Origin of the sequence: Stenotrophomonas sp. CFBP 13718 (assembly GCF_014842145.1) — a bacterium.
Classification (GTDB): domain Bacteria; phylum Pseudomonadota; class Gammaproteobacteria; order Xanthomonadales; family Xanthomonadaceae; genus Stenotrophomonas.
In genome coordinates, this window is the sequence record NZ_JACYVC010000002.1 from 19,595 (window position 1) to 44,539 (window position 24,945).

At 65.9% G+C, this 24,945-nt stretch carries 15 protein-coding genes and 1 pseudogene; 5 read left to right on the forward strand and 11 right to left on the reverse strand.

Annotation, left to right across the window (positions count from 1 at the left end; all coding sequences use genetic code 11):
* Positions 1 to 15: 15 nt before the first annotated feature.
* Together IFT58_RS03655 and IFT58_RS03660 are read right to left on the reverse strand one after the other, a co-directional pair.
* Complete coding sequence (locus IFT58_RS03655; protein WP_192093940.1) at positions 16 to 918, reverse strand: TIM barrel protein; 903 nt, start codon at positions 916 to 918, stop codon at positions 16 to 18.
* A 231-nt stretch (positions 919 to 1,149) separates the two neighbouring features.
* Entirely contained in the window at positions 1,150 to 1,728 is a 579-nt protein-coding gene (locus IFT58_RS03660) for a single-stranded DNA-binding protein (protein ID WP_192093941.1), read from the reverse strand.
* A gap of 698 nt (positions 1,729 to 2,426) precedes the next feature.
* On the opposite strand from IFT58_RS03660, the gene IFT58_RS03665 reads away from it, so the two are divergent.
* Together IFT58_RS03665 and IFT58_RS03670 are read left to right on the forward strand one after the other, a co-directional pair.
* The gene (locus IFT58_RS03665; RefSeq protein ID WP_192081448.1) at positions 2,427 to 3,458 is read left to right on the forward strand and encodes a LacI family DNA-binding transcriptional regulator; all 1,032 of its coding nucleotides are present in this window, start codon (positions 2,427 to 2,429) and stop codon (positions 3,456 to 3,458) included.
* 10 nt (positions 3,459 to 3,468) lie between these two features.
* A complete protein-coding gene (locus tag IFT58_RS03670) occupies positions 3,469 to 3,810 on the forward strand; it encodes a hypothetical protein (RefSeq protein ID WP_192081449.1) in 342 nt (113 codons plus the stop codon).
* Between the two features lie 192 nt (positions 3,811 to 4,002).
* Here the strand turns inward: IFT58_RS03670 and IFT58_RS19010 are convergent.
* From IFT58_RS19010 to IFT58_RS03690, 5 genes and pseudogenes are all read right to left on the reverse strand, one after another.
* A pseudogene (locus IFT58_RS19010) lies at positions 4,003 to 4,107 on the reverse strand (SseB family protein); the annotation flags it as partial.
* 140 nt (positions 4,108 to 4,247) lie between these two features.
* On the reverse strand, positions 4,248 to 4,628 hold the full coding sequence (locus tag IFT58_RS03675; protein WP_192093942.1) for an SseB family protein: 381 nt from the start codon (positions 4,626 to 4,628) through the stop codon (positions 4,248 to 4,250).
* A 153-nt stretch (positions 4,629 to 4,781) separates the two neighbouring features.
* Positions 4,782 to 6,503 carry an alpha-amylase family glycosyl hydrolase gene (locus tag IFT58_RS03680; RefSeq protein ID WP_192093943.1) on the reverse strand — a complete coding sequence of 574 codons (1,722 nt, stop codon included), beginning with the start codon at positions 6,501 to 6,503 and terminating at the stop codon, positions 4,782 to 4,784.
* The gene (locus tag IFT58_RS03685) at positions 6,503 to 8,002 is read right to left on the reverse strand and encodes an MFS transporter (protein WP_192093944.1); all 1,500 of its coding nucleotides are present in this window, start codon (positions 8,000 to 8,002) and stop codon (positions 6,503 to 6,505) included. The genes IFT58_RS03680 and IFT58_RS03685 overlap by 1 nt, the downstream gene beginning before the upstream one ends.
* A complete protein-coding gene (locus tag IFT58_RS03690) occupies positions 7,999 to 10,212 on the reverse strand; it encodes a Six-hairpin glycosidase-like protein (RefSeq protein WP_192093945.1) in 2,214 nt (737 codons plus the stop codon). The genes IFT58_RS03685 and IFT58_RS03690 overlap by 4 nt, the downstream gene beginning before the upstream one ends.
* A gap of 288 nt (positions 10,213 to 10,500) precedes the next feature.
* Between IFT58_RS03690 and IFT58_RS03695 the strand changes: the two genes are divergently transcribed.
* Together IFT58_RS03695 and IFT58_RS03700 are read left to right on the forward strand one after the other, a co-directional pair.
* Positions 10,501 to 12,504, forward strand: a complete 2,004-nt coding sequence (locus IFT58_RS03695) for a glycoside hydrolase family 97 protein (RefSeq protein ID WP_249405599.1) — start codon at positions 10,501 to 10,503, stop codon at positions 12,502 to 12,504.
* Positions 12,505 to 12,738: 234 nt separating this feature from the next.
* A complete protein-coding gene (locus IFT58_RS03700; RefSeq protein ID WP_192093947.1) occupies positions 12,739 to 15,501 on the forward strand; it encodes a TonB-dependent receptor in 2,763 nt (920 codons plus the stop codon).
* A gap of 573 nt (positions 15,502 to 16,074) precedes the next feature.
* On the opposite strand, the gene IFT58_RS03705 is transcribed toward IFT58_RS03700, so the two are convergent.
* Complete coding sequence (locus IFT58_RS03705; RefSeq protein WP_192093948.1) at positions 16,075 to 17,691, reverse strand: alpha-amylase family glycosyl hydrolase; 1,617 nt, start codon at positions 17,689 to 17,691, stop codon at positions 16,075 to 16,077.
* A 227-nt stretch (positions 17,692 to 17,918) separates the two neighbouring features.
* Here IFT58_RS03705 and IFT58_RS03710 point away from each other — a divergent pair, with 227 nt between their 5' ends.
* The gene (locus IFT58_RS03710) at positions 17,919 to 18,917 is read left to right on the forward strand and encodes a polyprenyl synthetase family protein (RefSeq protein ID WP_192093949.1); all 999 of its coding nucleotides are present in this window, start codon (positions 17,919 to 17,921) and stop codon (positions 18,915 to 18,917) included.
* A 553-nt stretch (positions 18,918 to 19,470) separates the two neighbouring features.
* On the opposite strand, the gene murD is transcribed toward IFT58_RS03710, so the two are convergent.
* From murD to IFT58_RS03725, 3 genes are all read right to left on the reverse strand, one after another.
* A complete protein-coding gene (gene murD / locus IFT58_RS03715) occupies positions 19,471 to 20,877 on the reverse strand; it encodes a UDP-N-acetylmuramoyl-L-alanine--D-glutamate ligase (RefSeq protein ID WP_192093950.1) in 1,407 nt (468 codons plus the stop codon).
* On the reverse strand, positions 20,858 to 22,210 hold the full coding sequence (gene murL, locus IFT58_RS03720) for a UDP-N-acetyl-alpha-D-muramoyl-L-alanyl-L-glutamate epimerase (protein WP_188326438.1): 1,353 nt from the start codon (positions 22,208 to 22,210) through the stop codon (positions 20,858 to 20,860). Before murL ends, murD begins: the two co-directional genes overlap by 20 nt.
* A 67-nt stretch (positions 22,211 to 22,277) precedes the next feature.
* Positions 22,278 to 24,872, reverse strand: coding sequence for a bifunctional aspartate kinase/diaminopimelate decarboxylase (locus IFT58_RS03725; RefSeq protein WP_192093951.1), 2,595 nt, complete (start codon positions 24,870 to 24,872; stop codon positions 22,278 to 22,280).
* Positions 24,873 to 24,945: the final 73 nt, after the last annotated feature.

Below are 24,945 nucleotides of genomic sequence, written 5' to 3' on the forward strand. Positions count from 1 at the left end.
TTGGTGGATATCGTTTCAGACGTCGCAGAGGCGTATTGCCTCGCGCAGCGAACCGACGGGATCGGGCGCTGCAGGCATGAATTCCTGCGCCAGATATCCATCGAAACCGGTGTCGCGGATCGCGCGACAGATGGCGGGATACTGGAGTTCCTGCTGGTCTCCAATCTCGTGCCGGCCAGGCACGCCCGCGGTGTGGTAATGCTTGAAATGCGCGTGGTGCCTGCCGATGGTGGCGATGATGTCGCCCTCCATGATCTGCATGTGGTAGATGTCGTACAGCAGGCCGAAATGCGCCGACCCGATCCGCTGGCACAGTGCCACGCCCCATGCGGAGTGGTCGCACAGATAATCCGGGTGATCGACCTTGGAGTTCAACAACTCCATGACCAGCACGACGCCGCGCTTCTCGGCATGGCCGAGGATGCGTTTGAGTCCGGCCTCGGCATCGGCCATGCCCTGCAGCGGGTCCCTGCCGTTGCGATTGCCGGAAAAACAGATGAGGTTGCGGTAGCCGGCATCGGCGACCAGGTCGATCTGCCGGGTGTAGCGCGCTACAAGTTCATCGTGGAACCGGCGATCTGCGAAGCCTTTTTCCAGGCTGATCTCCGCGCCGTTGCACATCGAGCTGTACACGCCATGGGCCTTCAGCGTGGGCCAGTCCTTCGGGCCGACCAGATCGATTGCGGCAAAGCCTATTTCATTCACCGTCTGGCAGAGCTGGGCGACCGATAAGTGCGGGAAGGTCCAGCGGGCGACGGAGTGCTTGAGATTGCCCTTGAGCGGTGCGGCGGCGGGTGTGGCGCGCGCGGTTAACACGCTGGCAGCACCCAAGGCCGCGCTGCCGGCCAGGGCCATGCGGAGCGCATCCCGTCGCGTGAACCCCGGGGCTTGGACCGGTCCGTTCGAATGGATGGACATCCACCTGCCGGCCTCCCAACCGGTTTCAAACGCTATCGATTTGCTGCAATGCAATCGATTGCACCATAGAGGAGGTCATCGATTTTTTGCAAGACGCAGTGCACGAAAACGCATGCTGCGGGGCACAAGACGGCGCGCGCGGGGCATCGTTGACCGGTCCGTCGGCCACAAAAAAGCCCCGTCAAAACGGGGCTCTTTGAAACGTTTCGAAAGCTGGCAGCAGACTCTCCGTCAGAACGGAATATCGTCGTCAGCGAAGTCGTCCATCGGCGGCGCCTGCTGCGGCTGCTGCTGGGGACGCTGCTGGCCGTAGCCGCCGCCCTGACCACCCTGGCCGCCCTGGCGCTGACCACCGCCACCGCCGCCACCACCACCACCACCGTATTCCTGGCGCGGGGCCTGCTGGCGCTGCGGACGATCGCCGCCGTAGTTGCCACCGGCGCCTGCACCTGCACCGCCGCCACCGCCGCCTTCACCGCGACCGCCGAGCATCTGCATTTCATCGGCAATGATGTCGGTGGAATACTTTTCCACGCCATCCTGACCGGTGTACTTGTCGTAACGCAGGCTGCCTTCGACGTACACCGAGCTGCCCTTGCGCAGGTATTCACCGGCGATTTCGCCGAGCTTGCCGAAGAACACCACGCGGTGCCACTCGGTGCGCTCCTGCTGGTTGCCATCCTTGTCCTTGCGGACGCTGGTGGTGGCCAGGCTGATACGGGTGATGGCCATGCCGCCCTGGGTGTACTTCACGTCCGGGTCGTTGCCGAGGTTGCCGACCAGGATGACTTTATTGATGCCACGCGCCATAGGAGTGTTCTTCCGTTGTCCGGGGACGGTCCGGGCGGGCCTTGGGGGCGCCGGCGCGGGACCACCCCAGTGAATTGGGGGGATTGCAGAACGCCCCATGTTACCACCGGACGGGCGTGGGACTCGGCTGGCGGAAGGGTCCTGAGGGGTCGGAATCTGCTTGTGTACGGCCCCACAGAGCATGGCTCGGCGCCTCGGGGTAGCGGGGCAGCGCTGGTGCTGGCCTGCGTTGGGCCTCCGCCGAGCGTGGCTCGGCGCTACCGGTTTACGGGGTAGTCGAGGGCTGCGGGCGGCCGGGGCTGGGTAGCGCCGAGCCGTGCTCGGCGTCGTGTACCGACAGATTGCAGCTTTGCCCATAGCCGCTCGGGGCGTTCCTGCGCAGGATGACGGGGCTGGTCCATTGGGGCCAGCGGGGATCACAGTCCCCACCTGAGCAGTACCGCCCCGCGCTTTGCCCTTGTTTGCAGTCAGGGCAGAGTATGCATCTCCCGCTGATTTCCATGGCGGGCGGTGCGCGGGGATCTTCGGATCCACCGGGCTATTGGGGGGTTATGCTCAGCCGGTACTGTGACCTCGCACCGTCCGCCACCTTGCGCTCCCGCGCAGGTGGCTACCCGGCGTCGCCCAACACCATCCCGGCACCCGGCCACTCGTATCAGCCCATGGCATCATGACGGCATCATCCCAGTGCCGCATTCATGACCATCAAAGGCAAAGCCACGTCCTTGGACATCGCCCACTTGGCCGGGGTATCCCAGCCCACGGTGTCGCGTGCCCTGCGCGGCAGCCCGATGGTCAATGCCGAAACCCGCGAGCGCATCATCGCCATCGCCCGCGAGCTGAACTACAAGGTGGACAAGAACGCCTCCAGCCTGCGCCTGCGCAATGCCGGCACGCTGGCGCTGCTGTTCTTCGAAGACCCCACCACCGACGATTCGCTGATCAATCCATTCTTCCACGCCATGCTGGGTTCGATCACCCGCGCCTGCGCGCTGCACGGCCGCGACCTGCTGGTGTCGTTCCAGCAGCTGTCCACCGATTGGCATACTGATTACGAAGACAGCAACAAGGCCGACGGCATCATCCTGCTCGGCTACGGCGACTACCACGAGTCCCTGACTCGCCTGCAGCGGCTGGTGGAGCAAGGCACGCATTTCGTGCGCTGGGGCGCCGCCCTGCCCGGCCAGCCCGGCGTGTCGATCGGCAGCGACAACTACCAGGGCGGCTTCGACATCACCGCCCATCTGCTCGACCAGGGCTGCACGCGTATCGCCTTCCTGGGCCACGCGTCCAGCCATTACCCGGAGTTCGAAGAGCGTTATCGCGGGCATGTCGCCGCGCTCGAAGCTCGCGGCCTGCTGGCCGATCCGCAGCTGCAGGTCGATGCGATCACCACTGAAGAGTATGGCCAGACCGCCTGCGAAGTACTGCTGGCGCGTGACGTGCCGTTCGATGCGATCTGCGCGGCCAGTGACCTGATCGCCATCGGCGCACTGCGCGCCCTGCGCGAACACGGCCTGCGCGTGCCGCAGGACGTCATGGTCACCGGCTTCGATGACATCCCGCTGGCCGCTTCCGTATCGCCCCCGCTCACCACCGTAGCGCAGGACACCAAGCAGGCGGGTCAACTGCTGGTGGAAAAACTGTTGGCGCTGGTGGCTGGTGAAACCGCCGAGGGGATGAGCATCCCGGTGAAACTGGTGCTGCGCGAATCATCGCAGCAACGCTGAAAGGACTCGCATGACTGCTGAAGAAACACCGCTGAGGGTGGTGATGATCTACGGGTTCTCCGGCGCGTATTCCGGCACGGCGGAGTTCGATTGGAGAGCGCCGGAAGTCGGCGAACGGCATAACTGCATGCTGTTCCTCAGCCAGCCGCGCGAGGAGGATGCGTTCGACGAGGCACTGGTCGAGTGCGCGCGCTTCGGCATGGGCGATATCCAGGATCTGCGCTGCGGCAGGCTCCGGGTGGAGGTGCTGAACACGGACCTCTACCGCGGCTTTGCCTGCTTCTACGAAGAAGCACTGAATAACGGCAGTTCACTGCTGTGGTACCCGCACAAAAAGCCCGACGCCGGGTAACGCGTCGCCGTCTGTAATTGATCACCACGCCATCGCCGCCCGGTACGCGGCGGCATCAGTGGGGCGCAGGTAGAGCCGACTTCAGTCGGCTTCCTTGCAGAGCAGCCGACTGAAGTCGGCTCTACCGACCGAGGTTCCCGCCCAACGAGACGTGCTTCATTGCCAGGGCGCCGGATCTCGGGACGGCTACCATTACGCGAAGTCTTTGAGTATTTCACCCACGCCCGCCGGCGAGATCTCGAACCCCAGCGTGGTGCCCGGATTGATCACCACGCCATAGCTGTCCGGTACGCGGCGGCATCAATGGGGCGCAGGTAGAGCCGACTTCAGTCGGCTTCCTTGCAGAGCAGCCGACTGAAGTCGGCTCTACCGACCGAGGTTTCCGCCCAACGAGACGTACTTCATTGCCAGCGCGCCGGATCTCGGGACGGCTACCATTACGCGAAGTCTTTGAGTATTTCACCCACGCCCGCCGGCGAGATCTCGAACCCCAGCGTCGTGCCCGGATTGATCACCACGCCATAGCCGCCCGGTACGCGGCGCAGCACGTCGAGCATCAGCCAGCGGATCTGGTGCGGGGCCTGTTCGGAATGGAGGCCGACGCGCGCCGGATCGGTGAACACGGCGACGTGCAGCACGCCCTGCTTGTCGAACAACAGCGGGTCGAAACCACTGCCATCGGGGGTGACCAGGCTACCGGTGAGCAGCACCACGTCGGAGGCGACGAAGGCCTGCATGAAGGCCTTGATCGGTAGTTGGCCGGCCATGGCGGTCTGCAGCAGGGTCTCGATCGGGGTCTGGGGCGGAAGGTCGGTCATGGGGACGCGGTGTTAGGGGGCGGAGCCATTGTACGTGGCGGTGACGGGGGGCGACGGATGGACGATGGTCGGACGACGCGTTGACGACGCGTTGACGACGGGTATAGCCGACTTCAGTCGGCTGCGTTGCAGAGCAGCCGACTGAAGTCGGCTCTACCGGATTGGCACCGCCCGTCGGCTACGGGCGTGCTGGTCGGACATGGCGCGGTCGAGCTCGGCGCGCAGGGCGTCCTGCTGCACCGGCGCGTCGAGGACGAACACCTTGATGCCATGCGCGGGGACATCGGCTTTCAGGGTGCCGGAAACTTCCACGCTGCCGCCGTCCAGTGCGTCACGCCAAGTGCCTGGCTGCACGTAGCGAGTTACCTCCATGCGCGCGTTCGCGTCCCCCTTGTTCAACAGCACCAGAGCCGTCTGCTTGACCCCGTCGTACTGCAGCACGCGGAAGAATACCGCCTCATTGCCCTGCAGGCGTTCGTTGACCTGCAGGCCGCGCTGCAGCGCCGGGGTGGCTTCGCGCAGCGTCGCCACGCGCTGCAGCGGGCCGAAAATCGGACTCTGCGGTGCGGCATCTACGCGCGGCTGGCCGAAGTACGCACGGTTCCCCGCGTGCTCGGCGCGGCCGCGCATGAAGCCGGTTTCCGAACCGTAGTACAGCACCGGAATACCGCGCGCGGTGAACAGCCAGTTGTTCGCATCGATGAAGCCCGCATCGCTGGCATCCAGCCGCGGCATGTCGTGGTTGTCGTAGAAGCTCATCAGCTCGTACGGGTTGGCGTACGGTCCGCCCAGCAGGTGCAGCGGCTCGGCCAGCGTCTCGAATCCCTTCTGCTTCAAGCCGAACGTCTCCTCCATCGCCCCACGCGAGGGGAAATCCAGCACGCTGACGTTCGCGTTCGCCGGCCACGTGTGCTCGGCGATCTTCGCCGCGTCGTAGTCGAATGCTTCGCCGAACATGAACATGCCCGGGTGCTCGGCGCGCACGCGGCGCACGAACTCGTTCCACCACGGGTGCGGCAGCCAGCCGATGGTATCGATGCGCAGTGCATCCACGCCCTGCGCGGTCCACTGCAGGTACGCGCCGACCAGATAATCCATCACCGCCGGATTGTGTTCGTTGAAATCGCCGAGCTCGGCCAAGTTGCCGTCGAAGATCGAGCCCTTGGACGCATCCACCGGCCCGATGTTGTTGTAGAACGCGTGCAGCGGGTTGTGCTCCGGGTCCAGCTGCTGCGGTGCCTGGTTTTCGTGGTCGGCGATCAGCGTGCCGTCCTTGTCGAAGATCTGCCCGAACTGGGGCTGGCGCACCGGCATCGTCCAGGACGGCGAGCCGTGGTTGCCGACGATATCCAGCACTACTTTCAACTTGGACGCGTGCAGCCCCTTGGTGAAGTCGGCGAACTGCAGGCCGGCGCTGGGCAGGTGCTCGTCCACCTTGTAGAAATTGGTGCCCCAATAGCCGTGGTAGCCGGTCTTGCCGCGGTCGGTCAGGGTGCTGGTGCAGCTGATCTCTTTGCTGCCGGTGAAGGCCTGATCCGGATTGTCGACGATGGGGGTGATCCACACCGCGCCGAAGCCCAGGTTGCGGATGTAATCCGCATTGTCCAGCACGCCCTTGAAGTCACCCCCGAGGTAACCGATGTTGCCATCCACCTTGTCCGGGCACGGCACCGGGATATCAAAGGTCGGATGTTTGCCGCCCTGGTCACGGTGGTCGTTGGACGGGTCGCCGTTGACGAAGCGGTCAGTGACCACGAAGTACACCGCATCACTGGCGAACGGCTCGGTGGTGCCCACGTATTCCGGGCCCGGCGCGGCGAGCGCTTGGCCAGCGACCAGGGCGAAACCTACCGCAACAGACAGACGCACACGCATCACACCACCTCCGGACGGGACGGAACACGCAGCACGCACAGGCCGGCCACGAGCAGGCTGCAGCCGCCCAGCACCAGTACCTGCATCGGTTGACCACCCAGCCACGCACGCAGGGCAAAGCCGAGCGCGCTGGCGGCCACCAGCTGCGGGATCACGATGAAGAAATTGAAGATACCCATGTACACGCCCATCTTCGCCGCCGGCACACTGTCCGACAGCAGGGCATACGGCAGGGACAGGATGGAGGCCCAGGCAAAGCCCACGCCCACCATCGACAACAGCAGCCAGTGCGGATCGTCGATGAACATCATCGACACCAGACCGGCACCGCCCAGCCACAGGTTCACCAGGTGGCTCCAGCGCAGGCCGATGGCACGCACCATCAACGGGATCACCAAGGCAGCCAACGCGGCGAATCCGTTGTAGGCACCAAACAGTACGCCCACCCAGTTCGCGCCTTCGTTGTAGGCGGCCGACTGCGGATCGGTGGAGCCGAAGTGGGTACCGGCCACCGCCGCCGTGGTGTAGATCCACATCGCGAACAGCGCGAACCATGAAAAGAACTGCACCCACGCCAGCCGCCGCATGGTGCCCGGCATGTTGCGCAGGTCGTCGACGATGGTCGCCAGCATGTGTGTGCCGGGAAGCAAGCGGGCGATGCCCAGCAGCACGCCGTAAGCCGCACATAGTCCCGCCAGGACGTACAGCATCTTGTCGCCGCCCTGCCAGGCGATCAGTGCCGCCAGAACGCCACCCACCAGCAGCCACAGCACGATCTGCGCCCATGGCGGCACACCGCGCGCGGCCACCGCGTGCGCGTGCGGGGGCTCGGCATCGGCGAAGCCGGCCAGCTCGGTCGGGGAATATTCGCGCGTGCTCAGCACTGTCCAGGTGATCGCCGCCAGCAGCACCACCGCGCCGAAGTAGAACGCATAGCGCACGGTGTCCGGCACTTCACCCGGCGCGGCGGTATTGGCCACGCCGAAGTGGGCCAGAATGAAGGGCAGGAAGCTGGCCACGATGGCGCCCACCCCGATGAAGAAACTCTGCATCGCGAACCCGGTCGGGCGCTGGCGCGGTGCCAGCTGGTCACCGACAAACGCACGGAACGGCTCCATCGACACATTGATGGACGCATCCAGCACCCACAGCGTACCCGCTGCGATCCACAGCGTCGGCGAGTTGGGCATCACCAGCAGGGCCAGCGTGGTCAGCACCGCACCGATCATGAAGAAGGGGCGGCGACGTCCCCAGCGCGTCCAGGTGCGGTCGGACAGATAGCCGACGATCGGCTGCACCAGCAGACCCGTCAGTGGCGCTGCGATCCACAGACCGGGCACGGCCTCCATCGACGCGCCCAAGGTTTCGAAGATGCGGCTGGCGTTGGCGTTCTGCAGCGCGAAGCCGAACTGGATGCCGAGGAACCCGAAGCACATGTTCCAGATCTGCCAGAACGACAGCTGGGGTTTGTCGGGACGGCTGGTAGCGGGACGGCTCATGGGCGATCCTCTGCGAGCGGGGCGACCGGCGAAAGCAACAACGCCTTGACCTCTGCGTCGTTGAGCACGCCCGCGCGGCCGCCCTTGCCACCGGTGTAGTGCGCGAAGTGCTGCAGCGCGCTCATGTTGAAACCGTCCTGCAGCTGGATCGCGCACGTGCCTGCCGGCAGGTCGAACTCGGCGGCGGTGGATTCCTGCACGGCCACGCTGTGCGGCATCACCACCGTGTGGGACTGCGCAGGCTGGCCGGCGCAGGTGACCGCCAACTGCTTCACCGCGGCGGTGACACCGGTATTGATCGGGCCGTTTGGGTTGTTGAACTGCAGGCGCGCGCGGACGCGTCCGGCAGCGGGCTGCGTCCATGTCCACGTCTGCGCCCCAGGCAGGCGCTGCTGCGGACCGATGCAGGTGGTCGGGCTGTGCAGGGATTCCAGCGCGTTCTGGCGGTGGGTCAGACTGAGGCAGTGCTGCAGGCCGTCGTCGGCCATATGCAGCTCCCCATCCTGTACGGCGACCGCGGCACCATCGCGCCACAGCACGTGCTGGGCCGGGACCGCGATGGTCCAGTGGGCGCCGCTCTTTCGCGCGACAGGTGCCGCCGGTGTTGCCGGTGCGTAGGCAGCTGCGGTTGCGGCTGGGCGGTCGGCGGCGATGCGCTGGGTGGGACCCAGCCCGGGGGCCGGTACCAACTGCACGGTGGTGGTGTCACCGCTGCGCTGCACCTTTCCGGCGATCAAAAGCTCACCCTGCAGCGCTTTCGGCTTCAGCAGCACATAGCGCTTGCCATCCATCTGCAGCGTGATCCGGTCACGTGTACTGAACAGCTCCGGCACCAGGGCGACCGGCAGTTTGGGCTGCACCCGGCCATCGGATTCCACGCCGAACACGCCCTGCAGCACCATATCCAGGTACCCCGCGACCGACCATAGCTGGCGCTCGGAGTTGACCACGGGGCCGCTCAGCGCACCCTCGTCGACGTGGACCTTCTGCGTCAGCAGTTCGTAGTTTTCCATGTTCGAACCGGCCAACGCGGCACCGCGCATCAGCGATTCGATCTCGCGCTGTATCCGTGGTGCATCGTCCAGCACCCGCGCGGCACGCAGTGAGTACGCACTGACGAACGGCCAGATCGCGCGGTTGTGATAGACCGGCTGGTTACCTTCCTGCGGCCACACCACCGGGCTCCCCGCGGCACTCGCGGGATACGCCGAAAGTGCGCGGCGCGCGCGTTCGGTTGGCAGCACGCCAGCCAGAACGCCCAGCGACGTGGCCAGCAGGTCGTACTTCGCATAGGGCACTGGATGCGCGGCTTCGCCGATGTAGCTCATGTACTGGCCGGCCTCTTCGCGCCAGAAACGTGCATCGATCTGCGGTGCCAGCGCATCGGCCCAGGCCTTGTACTGCGCCGCGCGGGTGCCATCACCGTGCTGGCCCGCCAGCTGCTCACCCAGCCGCAGGGCCTGGTAATGCAGCACATTGGTGGACAGCGCGAAGGAGTCGCCGATGAAGCGCACATCCTCCCGGGTCCAGTCGGGATAGGTCTGCTCGCGCCAGTCCAGGAATGACGTCTCGCCACGGTACAGGCCGATGCGGGCGTCGAACACCATCGCACGGTCCTGTGCCAGCGTGCCCTGCAGCGCCTGCCAGACCTGTTCGGCAAAGCCTTTGTCATCCAGCAGATGACGCGCGGCCAGGAACCACACTACCCGATCGCTGCTGATCGGCCAGCTGCCACCGGAGCCGGTGTCCTGCGCTACGAACAGCCCGGCAGTATGGCCATCGCGTGCTTCGGACAATTTGAACTGCAGCGACTGTCGAGTGCGCTGCGGATCCAGCCGCGCCAGCGCCAGGTCGGCGGCGAAGCTGACATCGCGGGTCCATACGTAGGGCCAGTTGGCACCGGTCTTGAAGCAGTCGCACGGTACGGGCCGGCCTTCGTCGAAGGACGGATCGCGGATCGCCTCCACGCGGTCCTGGTCCATGTCCTGCTGCGCAAGCGCGAACAGGGCGTCGAACATCGGGCTGGCGGTGTCGCTGCGCATCGGCTGCGCGGCAATGCGCACCTGGCGATCCGGCGTGTGCAGCACGAAGCCGCCACCGGCCACGGATTCGGCATGCGCCTTGCGGCCGTCGAATTCCAGGTCGGCCGCATGCGCGGCCGAACCCAGCGTCGTCGCGATGGCGACGGTCAGGCAGATCATCTTCAGCATCGAAGCGGACGACCGGCTTGCGCCTGTCACCCTCCCTCCCTCTTTGCATGTTGTAGGTCCCTGCCTGCCAAGCGGCCGACGGGGGCGCAACGCCTCCCTCAAGGCATCGTGCGGACATGGTAGACGGCGTTCGCAGGGCACGCCCCGCCTGCATACGTATTCATGGCGCGGGCTGCCAGGCGCCCCTGACGGCTGGGCTATGGTCACCGCAGTTCCTGCATTGCCCTGGGAGGGGAGATGTCACTGTTTTCGTTGTTGCTGCGTGGCCGAACCGCGCCTTGGCTGGGCATGGCCCTGCTGCTCGCCAGCCCGGTGTTGCTGGCTGCCACCCTGCCATCGGCCAGCGTGGAATCGCCCGCAAAGATCCTGAAAGTGACGCTGCAGGTGGATGGCGGCACCGCCCGCTACCAGGTGGAGCGACTCGGCGATGCCGTGGTGGAGGGGTCCAAGCTCGGCTTCGAGCTGCGGGATGGCCGGCTGGACCGCGACTTCGAGATCATCGGCAGCAGTACCCGCGCCTTCGATGAAACCTGGGAGCAGCCGTGGGGCGAGCGCCGCGTCACCCGCAACCACTACAACGAACTCACCGTATCGCTGCGCCAGACCGCCGGTGACAAGCGTCGGCTGGACGTGGTCTTCCGCGTCTATGACGACGGCGTTGGCTTCCGCTACGTGTTCCCGCAGCAGCCGGGAATGGCCGAGGCGATCATCGACGAAGAGCTGACCGAGTTCGCCATCGCCCAGCCGTCCACGGCGTGGTGGACCCCGGCCGGCGAGCCGATCCACTATGAGTACCTGTATGCGCGCACGCCACTGCAGGAAGTGCCTCTGGCACACACGCCGATCACCCTGCGCAGCCACTCCGGGCTGCACGTGGCCATCCACGAGGCAGCGCTGGTGGACTACGCCGGCATGTGGCTGCGGCGCACCGACGGCCAGCGCCTGCGCGCACAGCTTTCTCCATCGGCAGAGGGCTGGAAGGTTCGCCGCACCCTGCCCTTCAGCACGCCGTGGCGCACCCTGCAGATCGCTGACCGCGCCGGCGGGCTGGTGGAATCGGACCTGATCCTCAACCTCAATGAGCCCAATGCGCTGGGTGATGTGAGCTGGGTCAAGCCGTCGAAGTACCTGGGCGTGTGGTGGTCGATGCATCTGGACGAAGAAAGCTGGGCCACTGGGCCGCGCCACGCCGCCACGACTGCGAAGACGAAGAAGGTGATTGATTTCGCCGCCGCCAGCGGTTTCCGCGGCGTGCTGGTGGAGGGCTGGAACCCCGGCTGGGACGGCAACTGGGTGGGCAACGGCTACGACTTCGACTTTACCCGCGCCACCCCGGATTTCGACATTGAAGCGCTGTCCGCCTACGGCGCACCGAAGGGCGTGCACCTGGTCGGCCACCACGAAACCGGCTGCGCCATCGAACACTACGAGGACCAGTTGGGCGCGGCGCTGGACCTCTATGCGCGCTTGGGCGTGGATTCTTTCAAGACCGGGTATGTCTGCGATGACGGCCAGGTGGACCGGCGCAACCCGGCCGGTGGCCCGCTGCTGCGCGAGTGGCATGACGGCCAGTTCATGGCCCGCCACCATCTGAAGGTAGTGCAGGAAGCGGCCGCGCGCCGACTGTCAGTGAACCCGCACGAGCCGATCAAAGACACTGGCCTGCGCCGTACCTATCCGAACTGGATATCCCGCGAAGGCGCGCGCGGCATGGAATACAACGCCTGGGGTCAACCGCCCAATCCCCCGGAGCATGAGGTCAACCTGGTGTTCACCCGCATGCTGGCCGGGCCGATGGACTACACCCCCGGCATCCTGTCGTTGAAGGGACGCAACGGCCAGGCGATTCCCAGCACCCTCGCCCGCCAGTTGGCGCTGTATGTGGTGCTGTACAGCCCGATCCAGATGGCTGCCGATCTGCCGGAGCACTATCTGCAGCACCGCGACGCGTTCCAGTTCATCAAGGACGTCGCGGTGGACTGGGAACAGACCCGCGTGCTGGACGGCGAGGTCGGCGACTTCGTCACCATCGTTCGCCGCGACCGCAACAGCCGTGACTGGTTCCTGGGCAGCATCACCGATGAACACGGCCGCGTGCTGCCGGTGTCGCTGGGCTTCCTGGAGCCGGGTGTGCGCTACCGCGCGGAGATCTATCGCGATGGCGACGGTGCGGATTTCCGCAGCACTCCTTTTGCCTTCGCGCGCGAAACCCGCGAGGTCACCAGCGCCGACCAGCTCACCTTGATCCTCGGCCCCGGCGGCGGCCAGGCAATCCGCTTCATTCCGCTCTGAAGGGCCAGGCGCTGATGGACAGCGGCCGTCACTACCCACACCCCGTCGCCGTCATCACCAACATGTAATCGCTTACACCGCATGCAACTGCATTGAATACGTATGCAGGCTGATTCCACTACCCGGCGCGCTGCATACCATAGCGACGCAGTCAGCGGCCACCGTGCCGCGACCCGTATCGGCCGTGCCGGCGCGGACCACAACTAGATTCGGCAACATTGCCTGGGAGGGGAAATGTCGAACCACAAGCGCAACACGCTGTCATTGGCGCTGGCCGTCGCACTGTCACCGGTACTCGCATTCGCGCAGTCCACCACGTCCACCACCGCCGGCCAGACCGGTGCGTCAGCGACGAACCTGGACGCGGTGCAGGTCACCGGCATCCGCCGCGGCATCGAGAACGCCATCGCCGCAAAGCAGGACGCCACCTCGGTGGTGGAAGTGATCTCCGCCGAAGACATCGGCAAGCTGCCTGATGTCAGCATCGCCGAATCGCTCGCCCGCCTGCCGGGCCTGGCCGCCCAGCGTGTGGCTGGCCGTGCGCAGGTGATCAGCGTGCGCGGCCTGTCGCCCGACTTCGCCACCACCCTGCTCAATGGCCGCGAAGTAGTCAGCACCGGCGACAACCGCAGCGTGGAGTTCGACCAGTATCCGTCCGAGCTGGTCAACGGCGTGACCGTCTACAAGACCCCGGATGCGGCACTCGTCGGCCAGGGCCTGTCGGGCACCATCGACATGCAGACCGCGCGTCCCTTGAGTTTCCCGGACCGCGTGATCGCGGTGAGCGGGCGCTACCAGAAGAGCTCGCTGGGCGATGCCGCTGGCGTGGATGAGTTCGGCAACCGCTTCAGCGCGAGCTACATCGACCAGTTCCTCGACAAGACCCTGGGTATTGCCATCGGCTACGCGCACAGCGATATGCCCATCCAGGAAAACCAGGTCGGCCTGTACGAGCCGTGGACCACCGAGAACACCGACAACGGCAACCGCCCGGGCCTGGCACCCGGCGTGGCCTTCAGCGACGGCATCAAGGCGCTGCGCCGCACCGGCAACAACAAGCGCGACGGGCTGATGGCCACCGTCCAGTTCCGCCCATCCAACAGCTGGACCAGCACCTTCGATGCGTTCCACACCGAAGCCGAGCAGATCGACACGGCCAACCAGTTCGAGGTCAACCTCAGCAACTTCAATGGCGGTTACACCCCGGGCCTGCTGATCAGCAATCCGCAGGTAAATGCCGACGGCACCTTCGCGGGCGGCACGGCCAGTGGTGTCTATCCGCTGGTGCGCGGCATGTACAACAAGCGCGAAGACAAGATCGATGCGTTCGGCTGGAACAACGAGTTCACCTTCGGCAATGGCGTCAAGCTGGTGGCTGATGTGAACTACTCCAAGGCCACCCGCGATGAGCTGAACCTGGAAAACAACCTGCAGCTGACCCCGATGCCACAGCTGGATACCATCGGCCTGGTGGTGAACCCGAACGGCTTCTCGCAGATCACCCCGGGCCTGGACTATTCCAACCCCGATGCGCTGTTCCTGACCAACACCATCTACGGCTCCGGCTACGGCAAGGTGCCCACGGTGGAAGACCGCCTGAAGGGCGCACGCGTCGCCCTGACGCTGCCCGCGCCGGAAGCGCTTTCCCCGGTATTCGCTGACTTCGATATCGGCGTCAACTACGCCGATCGCCAGAAGGACAAGACCCAGGCCGAGGGCAACATCCTGCTGGGGGCACAGGGGGATGCGAACATCGCCGCCGACCTGCAGCGTGACCGGGTCAACCTGGGCTTTGCCGGCATCGGCTATATCCCGGCCTGGAACGTTCCGGCGGCCGTGTCGCGTTACATGGTGTTCAATCCGGTCACCGACCTGGATTATCTGATCCCGAAATCGTGGACGGTGCAGGAGAAAATCACCACCGCGTGGCTGCGCGCCAACATCAATACCGATATCGGCGTGGTGGGCGTGCGTGGCAACATCGGCGTGCAGATGCAGCATGCCGACCAGAGCTCGCAGTCGAACTACTTCGACCGCTCGCGTCCCGCTGGCCAGAACGTGCTCCCGATCGACGCCGGCAAGACCTACAACGATTGGCTGCCGAGCTTGAACCTGGCCTTCATGTTCCCGCACCAGCAGACCCTGCGTTTCGCTGCCGCCAAGCAGGTGGCGCGTCCGCGCGTGGACCAGATGCGCGCCGGCCTGGAGTTCGGCGTGGACACCGCCACCGGCCGTCCGGGTGGCAGCGGCGGCAATCCGCTGCTGGATCCGTGGCGTGCCACCGCGTTCGACCTGTCCTACGAAAAGTACTTCGCCGAGCGCGCCTACGTGGCCGCCGCCGTTTTCTATAAAGACTTGAAGAGCTACGTGTACACGCAGTCGGTGGATGACTATGACTTCTCCGACCTGCTGGCCAGCTATGTGCCGCCGCCGGGCATGGTGTCGCCGGTGCTGCAGACCGGCACGTTCTCCTCGCCGCAGAACGGCAAGGGCGGCACGCTGCGCGGCCTGGAACTGACCGCCTCGCTGCCGCTGGACATGTTCACCGAATCGCTGCGCGGCTTCGGCGTGCAGGCCAGTGCTACCTTCAATGACAGCGACATAGAGATCCTGGATCCGGAAAGCGCCTCCAGCGTCGGCAGCGACCCCATTGCCCTGCCCGGCCTGTCCGACCGCGTGTACAACTTCACCGCATACTTCGAGCGTAATGGATTCGAGGCACGCGTCAGCCAGCGTCGCCGGTCGGACTTCATCGGTGAGATCGGCAACTTCAACGGCAACCGCACGCTGCGCTACGTGGTCGGCGAGAACGTGACCGACGCGCAGGTCAGCTATACCTTCAGCGACAGCAGCACGATGGCCGGCCTGACGCTGCTGCTGCAGGGGACCAACCTCACCAACGAGCCGTACCGCACCTATGCCGGCACGACGGACCGGCCGCTGGAATATGTCGAGTGGGGTCGCACCTACATGCTGGGCGTGAACTACAAGTTCTGATCCGACCAGCGTTGAAACAAGAGGGCCCGCTGCCAGCGCAGCGGGCCCTCTTGGTTGAGTCAACCCGGGCAGCCCGCGACCAGCTTCCCGTCCTTGTTGCACACGCGATACACACTGTCGGCAGAGAAGGACCCGAATGCAGCCACCGAACTGCCGTCATCGCGTCGGCAGCCTGCCCATAGGTGGCACGTGCCGCCACTGCCAGCCCTGTATTCGACCTTGGTGAGCTGACAGGAGGCCGCAGCGGGGGAGCGGCTGAAAGCATCCACGCAGATGGCATCATCGGACGGGTCACGTAAGGGTTGCTCGGAGGCTTGGGCCGTGAACGCGGAGGCAACCAGCAGGACACTGGCTGTGACAAACATGATTCGATGGAACTTCATAGCGCTCTCGCTGTTTGTGAGTGAGAGTGAAGCTTGTCTGCCTTGGCGCAGAATTGCCCTGAGCCAAGGGCTCGTTGGCGGGTCGGAAAACGTCGCGCTGATGGTGAAAAGGACATGGATGGCGTCCACCAAAAAAGGGACGTCGCTTTTTACAGCGACGTCCCTCAAGTACCACCAACGGAGAAATCGTTCAGCCGATGCGTCGGCCGCAGAACACCGAGTGCGCGGGCAGCACCAGCTCGGTGCCATCGGTCATCCCCGCATCCGGCCCAGGGATCGCTACAGCCTGCCACAGGCCAGCGGGCAGCGCATGACGCACCGATACTCCCGAGAGGTTGAAGGCCAGCAGCAGCTGCTCATCGGCGAGGGTGCGCTGGAACAACAGGACCGGCTCGGCCGATTCAAGGAAGCTGATTGCGCCATGCAGCAGCACAGGCTGTGTCTTCCGCCAGGCGAGGAATGCGCGGAAGGCGGAGAGTACCGAGGCCGGGTCTTTCTCCTGGGTCGCCACGGAAACTTCCCGGTGTGCTTCTGGAATTGGCAGCCACGGGGTGCCCGTAGTGAAACCCGCCCGAGGATCGTCGTTCCAGGGCAGGGGCGTGCGGCAGCCATCACGTCCCTTGAAGTTCGGCCAGAACGTGATGCCATACGGGTCCTGCAGCGCCTCGAAGGGCACGTCCGCTTCGCCCAGGCCCAACTCTTCGCCCTGGTACAGGCAGATGGACCCGCGCAGCGAACACAGCATGGCCACCAGCATCCGCGCGAGGCGAGGATCGGCCGGATGGCCACCCCAGCGGGTCACCGCACGCTCGACGTCATGGTTGGAGATCGCCCAGCACGGCCAGCCCTCGGTCATCGCCGCTTCGAGGCGTGACACGGTTTCGCGGATATACGCTGCGCTGTAATCCTGTACCAGCAGTTCGAAGCTGTAGCCCATGTGCAGGCGGGTGTCGGTGGTGTATTCGGCGGTGGTGGCCAGCGAATCCTCCGACGATATCTCACCCAGGCTGACAGCCCCCGGATACTGGTCGAGCAGTGCGCGCAGGTCTTCCAGGAACGGCAGGTTCTCCGGCTGCGTATTGTTGAAATAGTGGTACTGGTAGGCGTACGGATTATCCGGACTGAAGCCACGCCCCACGCGTTTCTCCACCGGCTTGGGCGGGTTGTCACGCAGCTGCGTGTCGTGGAAGCAGAAGTTGATCGCATCCAGGCGGAATCCGTCCACGCCGCGGTCCAGCCAGTAGCGGACATTCTCCAGCGTCGCGTTCTGCACCTGCGGGTTGTGGAAATTGAGGTCCGGCTGCTCGGCGAAGAAATTGTGCAGGTAGTACTGCTGGCGCCGGGGTTCCCACTGCCACGCAACGCCGCCGAACAGCGACATCCAGTTGTTCGGTGGCGTGCCGTCTTCGCGCGGATCCACCCACACATACCAGTCCGCCTTCGGATTGCTGCGGTCCTGGCGGCTCTCCTGGAACCAGTCGTGTTCGCTGGAGGTATGGCTGAGGACCTGGTCGATCATGACCTTCAGCCCCAGCGCATGCGCCTTGGCCAGCAATCGATCGAAGTCGTCCAGCGTGCCGAACAAGGGATCGACGTCGCGGTAGTCGGCGATGTCGTAGCCGAAATCCGCCATCGGTGACTTGAAGAACGGTGACACCCATATCGCATCCACGCCCAGCGCGGCGATGTAGTCCAGGCGCTCGATGATGCCGGGCAGGTCGCCCACGCCGTCACCGTTGGCATCGAAGAAACTCCGCGGGTAGATCTGATAGATCACGGCGCCGCGCCACCATGGCGTATTGGACATCTGGCCCCCCTCCGGGCTCTGTGGGCCAGCGCAGGGACGCGGGCCGGAATGCATCGGTGGAAGCTTAGCGGCGGGGGCCGTGACAGGGAGCTGCCTGCATACGTATTCACGGCAAAGGCGGCCGGCCACTGCGCCGCACTCTCCACTCGCCGCGCCCATCCTGTCCTCATGCGCCCGAATTCACGGCCAGCGCCTATAATTGGCAGCGAGCCTTGAAGCCAGACCGCATGACCATTCTCGAAGACACCCGTGCCGCCCTGGGCCTGCCCCAGATCCAGTCGCTTGCTGCCGCCGACATGGCCGCCGTCGATGCCCTGATCCGGCGCCGGCTTTCTTCCGATGTGGTGCTGATCAACCAGATCGCCGACCACATCATCTCGGCCGGCGGCAAACGCCTGCGGCCGATGCTGGTGATGCTGGCCGGCCACGCGGTGGGCGGTTCGGGCCCGGAGCACCACCAGTTGGCGGCGATCATCGAGTTCATCCATACGTCCACCCTGCTGCACGACGACGTGGTGGACGAATCCAGCCTGCGGCGTGGTCGCAGCACGGCAAACGCCTTGTGGGGCAACGCGCCGAGCGTGCTGGTGGGTGACTTCCTGTATTCGCGCAGCTTCCAGCTGATGGTGGAACTGGACCGGATGCCGGTCATGCAGATCCTGGCCGACACCACCAACCGCATCGCCGAAGGCGAAGTGCTGCAGCTGCTGCACGTACACAACCCCGATACCGACGAAGCCGCCTACCTGCGGGTGATCGAGCGCAAGACGGCGGTGCTGTTCGCCGCGGGCACGCGTCTGGGCGCCCTCGCCAGCGGCGTTGACGCGGCCACCCAGCAGGCGCTGTACGACTACGGCATGAATCTCGGCTATGCCTTCCAGATCGCCGACGACGTGCTGGACTATTCGGCCAATGCGGATGAGCTGGGCAAGAACCTGGGCGACGACCTGGCCGAAGGCAAGGCCACCCTGCCGCTGATCCATGCCATGGCCCATTCCGACGAAAGCACCCGCCAGCGCCTGCGCAGCATCGTGCAGGATGGCGATGCCTCGGCGATGCCGGAGGTGCTGGCCGCCATCCACGCCACCGGCGGACTCGACTACAGCCGCGCCCGTGCCGAGGAATACGCCGCCGCCGCCGAGCGCGCCCTCGACAGCCTGGCCGACAACGACGCCGTCGCCGCCCTGCGCGGCCTGGCCCGCTACGCCGTACAGCGCAGCCACTGACCTAACCGGTTGCGCCGCCCCATGGTTGGCGAGCGCAGCGGAGAACGCGTGGTCGCCAGCATTCCGCCGAGCATGGCTCGGCGCTACCACGGCAGCCCCGTAGCGCCGACCCATGGTTGGCGAGCGCAGCGGAAATCGCTTGGTCGCAAGCATCCCGCCGAGCATGGCTCGGCGCTACCACGGCAGCCCTGTAGCGCCGACCCATGGTCGGCGAGCGCAGCGGCGAACGCGTGGTCGCAAGCATTCCGCCGAGCAGGGCTCGGCGCTACCACGGCAGCCCCGTAGCGCCGACCCATGGTCGGCGAGCGCAGCGGAAATCGCGTGGTCGCAAGCATTCCGCCGAGCATGGCTCGGCGCTACCACGGCAGCCCCCGGTCACCCGTAGCGCCGACCCATGGTCGGCGAGCGCAGCGGAGAACGCGTGGTCGCCAGCATCCCGCCGAGCATGGCTCGGCGCTACCACGGCAGCCCCGGTCATCCGTAGCGCCGACCCATGGTCGGCGAGCGCAGCGGCGAACGCGTGGTCGCCAGCATCCCGCCACCGCGCCCCTTCTTACAGGCCGATGCCGGGAATGGCGCTGATCAGGTCGGGATCGAAGCCGGCCAACTCCGCGAAGTGGCGGCCGCGGGCGACATAGTCGCGGTAGGCGCCGAAGCTGGGGGCACCCGGGGACAGCAGCACGACACCGCCCTCGCTGCCCAGCGCGTTGCGGGCCTGCTCCATTGCGTCCGCCAGATCCTGCGCGGCGTGCAGGCCGAATCGTCCTGCCTCGGACAGGGGCTGCAGCAGTGCATTGATGCGCGGGCCATTGCTGCCCATCGTGACGACCGCCAGCGGCGGCTGGCCTTCCGCCATGTGGTGCACGAAATCACGCCAGTCCAGCCCGCGGTCATGCCCTCCCACCAGCAGGACAATGCGCTGCCCGGCGAAACACTCGAGCGCCGCCAGGCTGGCGTGCGGCGTGGTGCTGATCGAATCGTTGATGTAGACGACGCCATCGCGGGCGCCGATCCGCTGCAGTCGGTTCGGCAGCGGCTGGAACGTCTCCACCGCAGGGGCCAGCGCCACGGCATCCAGACCGAGTGCTTCCAGCGCAGCCAGCACCGCGCACAGGTTGCCGCGGTTATGGCGTCCCGGCAGCGGCGTACGCGCGGTATCAAACACCGCCTGCGGCCCGCGATGGATGACGTCGCCGCGCATGTGCCAACCCGCCGGCTGGTTGAACCAGACCACCTCGCTGCCCGGCAGTGACAATGGCGCAAGATGCGGATCGGCTGCGTTGAGCACGGCAATGCGGGGTGCGCCCTCCGTCACCAGCTTCAACTTGTCGTCGATGTAGCGCTGTTCACTGCCGTGCCAGTCCAGATGCTCCGGGAACAGGTTCAGCACCACCGCGACCTGCGGGTGTGCGCCACTGCGCGCCACCTCACCCGTCTGATAGCTGGACAGCTCAACCGCCCAGTAGTCCGGCGCGGGATGCGGCTCCAGCACTTCCAGCAGGGGCAGGCCGATATTGCCGACCAGCCCGGTGCGATGACCCGCTGCACGCAGCAGGTGCGCCAGCAGGGACGTGGTGGTGCTCTTGCCCTTGGTGCCGGTCACACAGATCGTGTTGTGCACCGTGCCGTCGGCCGCCGCGTGTTCGGCAAACCACAAGGCCGTGCCGCCGATGAACTGCGTGCCCTGCGCGGCTGCGGCCTGCGCCACCGGCAGGTAGGGGCTGATGCCCGGCGACTTGATCACCACCTCGAAGTGGGCCAATGCGCTGGCGGTCGGCTCGCCACGCACGTCCAGCGCATCGCGGGCTTCGGCACGTGCCGCGTCGATCTCGCTTTCAGGGCAGAACAGGGTCAGGGGCAGCGCCGGCAGCCGTGCGCGCAGGACGGCGAACGCCGCGCGCCCCTCGCGCCCCCATCCCCACAACGCGACCCGTTTCCCTTCAAGCTGTGAAATCTGCACGCACGTGCTCCCACAGTGCAGCGGGAATACGGTGCTCGCCCTGCAGCTCCAACAGCGGCTCCAGCGCCAGCTCGCTGGCATCCAGCTGCGGCAGGATCTCGTTGCAGAAGCGCTTCACCAGCGCATCTTCCTTCCAGTCCGCGCGGGTCGCCAGCGTCGCCATGGCGGCGCGCGATTCGGTGCCCTCGCCCACGCACTCGAAGGGCTTGTGGTCCTGGAATTCCAGCAGCGCGTCGAAACCGCCCGCCTGGTCGAGATCGTCCAGGAGATTGCGCCCGAAGATGCGCACCAGCCGCGCCTTGGACATGAACGGTGCAAGCGCCAGGAAGACGAAATGGCATTTCGGGCAGACCCCGCACCAGCGGTTCACCGGCCGCTCGCCGAGTATGTGGAAGTTGCGGTTGCAGCTGGAGAAATGCGCGTCGTAGAAATCGGTCTTGGTGAACTGCCGTGCGACCGCCAGCTCGGACATCGGGCGCAGCAGCGAGTAGTACTGCAGGTCGGCGGCGACGTAGCGCTGCACGTGGTTGCCAAACGCCTGCTCGAACGCCCAGCCCTTCGACCACTGGTGGTTGACCTCGCCCGTGCCCGGAATCTGGCTGCCATAGCTGGCCGACCGCTCGTTGGAGAAGACCACCTGGTCGGCGCCCTGCAACAGGGCCGCCAGCACCATGATCGCCGAGTTCACCGCAGTGACGGGAATATGCCCGTTCCACGCGCCCTGGCGATTGAGTTCGAACAGCTCAGGTGCCAGTGCGCGGCCCAGGTTCAAGGTCGGCAGGCCCGTGCGCTCTGCGCAGGCGCGGATCAGCTGCGAGCCCCCGATCCAGGTCACCGTTTCTTCGATGCCGGCACGGCGCAGCGCTTCGATGCTGACCAGCGAATCCTTGCCGCCTCCGATGGCGACCAGCGCATGGGAACGCAGCCCCAGCGTCGGGGCGGCGACCTGTTCACCCTGCACGGGCAGGCGGAAGCGCCCCCGCAGATCCAGTCCGTTGCGGTAGGCGAACTCGCCCAACCCGTTCAGGTAGACGGTCTCCACCAGCGCCGCCGTGGCGGCGTCGATGCGGTAACCGTCGATGGTCACGGTATCCGGCACCGCCGCCTTGTAGTAGCTGACACCGGCGATCAGGTGCAGCAACTGCAGCGCGCGTTGTACCGCCGCGGCACGCTCGGGCTCCAGCACGAAGGGCGCGCCAGGCACGGTGATGGTCTCCACCATCTCCGGCCCCTGGTCGAAGGCATAGACCAGGCGGGCCACGCCGGTATCGACGGCGAAATCGCAGCGTACGAAACGGAAGCAGGCAACCTGATGTTTATCGAAAGCAGTCATTTTTTATCCGGGTGGGGCACGTGACGCGCAGACGCGCGGACGGTGTCGGCAAGCAGTCGCGCACGATTCATTCCAGTACGTCCTCGTGCGGCAGCTCGCGCTGGTTGTAGGTACTGGCCATGACGTACCCGTAGGCGCCGGTGTCGGCCACCAGCATCACGTCGTCCGGCGCGGTGGACGCGGGCAGCTTGCGGCGCTTGCCGAAGACATCGCTGGACTCGCAGATCGGGCCCACGACATCGAATACCGCCTCGGCGTAGCCCCCCTGGCGGCTCAGGTTTTCAATGTCGTGCCACGCGTCGTACAGCGCAGGGCGGATCAGGGTGTTCATGCCCGCATCGAGTCCTACCCGGCGCACACCGTCCTTGTCCACCACCTGCGTGGTGCGGGTCAGCAACACGCCCGATTCGGCCACCAGGTAACGGCCCGGCTCGATCGCCAGCCGGAATGCGGGATGCACAGCCTTGACCTCGGCCAGGCCGGCGGCCCACGCCTCGAGGTCGAAGGGCTCGTCCTCTTCGCTGTACGGAATCGGCATGCCGCCACCGATATCGATGGTCTGCACCGTGCCGATGCGGCGCGCAAAGCCAGCCAGCTCGTCGCACATCAGGCGCCAGTGCTGGGCCGTCTCCACGCCACTGCCCAGGTGCGCATGCAGGCCGACCACGCTGGTGCCCAGCTCGGTCGCCACGCGGACGAACTCATCCACGCGCGACATCGGCAGGCCGAACTTCGATTCCTTGCCGCCGGTACGTACCTTGGCATGGTGGCCTTCGCCACGGCCCAGGTCGACGCGCAGCCACAGTTCGCGGTTGCGGAACAGGTCGGGCCAGCGCTGCAGAGCCTCCACGTTGTCCACGGTCACGGTGACACCGAGGGCGAAACCAGCTTCGTACTCGCTGCGCGGGCAGAAACTCGGGGTAAACAGCACGCGCTTGGGCGACAGGTCCGGCAGGACGTTGAAGACGTGCCTCAGTTCGCCCTGCGACACGCACTCCAGGCCGAAGCCCTCGGCTTCCAGTGTCTGCAGGATCGCCGGATGGCTGTTGGCCTTGATCGCGTAATAACGCTGGTCGATCGGGGTGATCGCCGCCAGCGCGCGGGCGCGGGCACGCACGGTGGGCAGGTGGTAAACGTAGCGCGGGGTGCCGGCCTCGGCCAGCTGCAGCAGCTGGGCGCGATGTCCCCGCCACCACGGCGTGCCGCGCGGACGCACGGTGCCGGCGATCTCACGCCAGCGCGGTCCGAATACGGCGGTTTCTTCCACCGGCATGGCACCACTGTCGATCAGTTCGGCATGCAGGATCGGCAGCAAGCCGTCCGCGTCGGTCTCATCGATCACGAAGGTCAGGTTGAGGTCGTTGGACGACTGCGAAATCATGTGTACACGCTCGCGCCCGAACGTCGCCCAGACGTCGGACAGCTTGTGCAGCAACGAACGCATGCCGCGGCCCACCAGCGTGATCGCCGCGCACGGCACGATGATCTTGACCTTACAGATCTGCGACAGGTCCGCCGACAGCGCCGACAGCACATCGGTGTTGACCAGGTTCTCGGACGGGTCCAGCGAGACGGTGACGTTGGTTTCCGCCGACCCGATCAGGTCAACGGACAGCCCATGCTTCTTGAACAGCCCGAACACATCCGCCAGGAAGCCGACCTGCTGCCACATGCCGATGCCTTCCATCGACACCAGCACGATGCCGTTGCGGCGGCTGATCGCCTTGACGCCCGGCACCGGTGCGGCATCACCGTCGATGCTGGTACCCGGAAGCTCGGGGCGTTCGGTGTCCAGGATCGCCATCGGCACGCCGGCGTCGCGGCACGGTTTGATCGAGCGCGGGTGCAGCACCTTGGCGCCGGTGGTCGCGATTTCCTGCGCTTCGTAATAGTCCAGACGCGTCAGCAGACGCGCATCCGGCACATCCTTCGGGTTGGCGCTGAACATGCCCGGCACGTCGGTCCAGATCTCCACCCGGCTGGCGCCCAGCAATGCGCCGAAGTAAGCGGCCGAGGTATCCGAGCCACCGCGCCCCAGGATCGCGGTACCGCCGTCGGCATGCCGCGAGATGAAGCCCTGGGTGATCAGCAGGCGCGTCGGCTGCGCGCGGAAGCGCTGCGCCCAGTCCGCATTGGACTTCCACTCGCAGTTGACCGAAAGCCGCTGCGACCATGTGCTCTGGTTGGGCTGCGGCGGCAGTGCATCCAGCCACTCGCGGGCGTCCATCCAGCCCATGTCCAGGCCGTTCTGGCGCAGGTAGGCGGCTCCGATGCTGGAGGAGAGCAATTCGCCCTGCCCCAGCACCTCGGCCTGCCAGTCCAGCGTCCGCTCGCCGGCACGGGCATCGTCCAGCAGTGCCTGCAGGGCACCAAGGCGTTCCGCCAGCACCGCACGTTCCAGGCCCAGCTCGTCCAGGAAGGCCTGGTGGCGTTCGACCAGCGCCGCCACGCGGTCACGGCTGTCGGCCGCGCCATCGGCAATGGCGGTCAGCTCGTTGGTGACCCCGGACAGCGCCGAGACCACCACCAGGACGCGCGCGCCGGTTTCTTCCGCGCGTTTCTTCGCCAGTTTCCCGATCGTGTCCCAGCGATGGCGACGCGACACCGAGGTGCCGCCGAACTTGAGGACGATCCAGCGATCGACAGGAGAAGAAACAGGCATGGAAGTATTCTGGTCTAGGTGGGGAGCCCGCTCGCAGGGAGCGGAACCCCCGATTCTAAGCCCAAGAGACCGC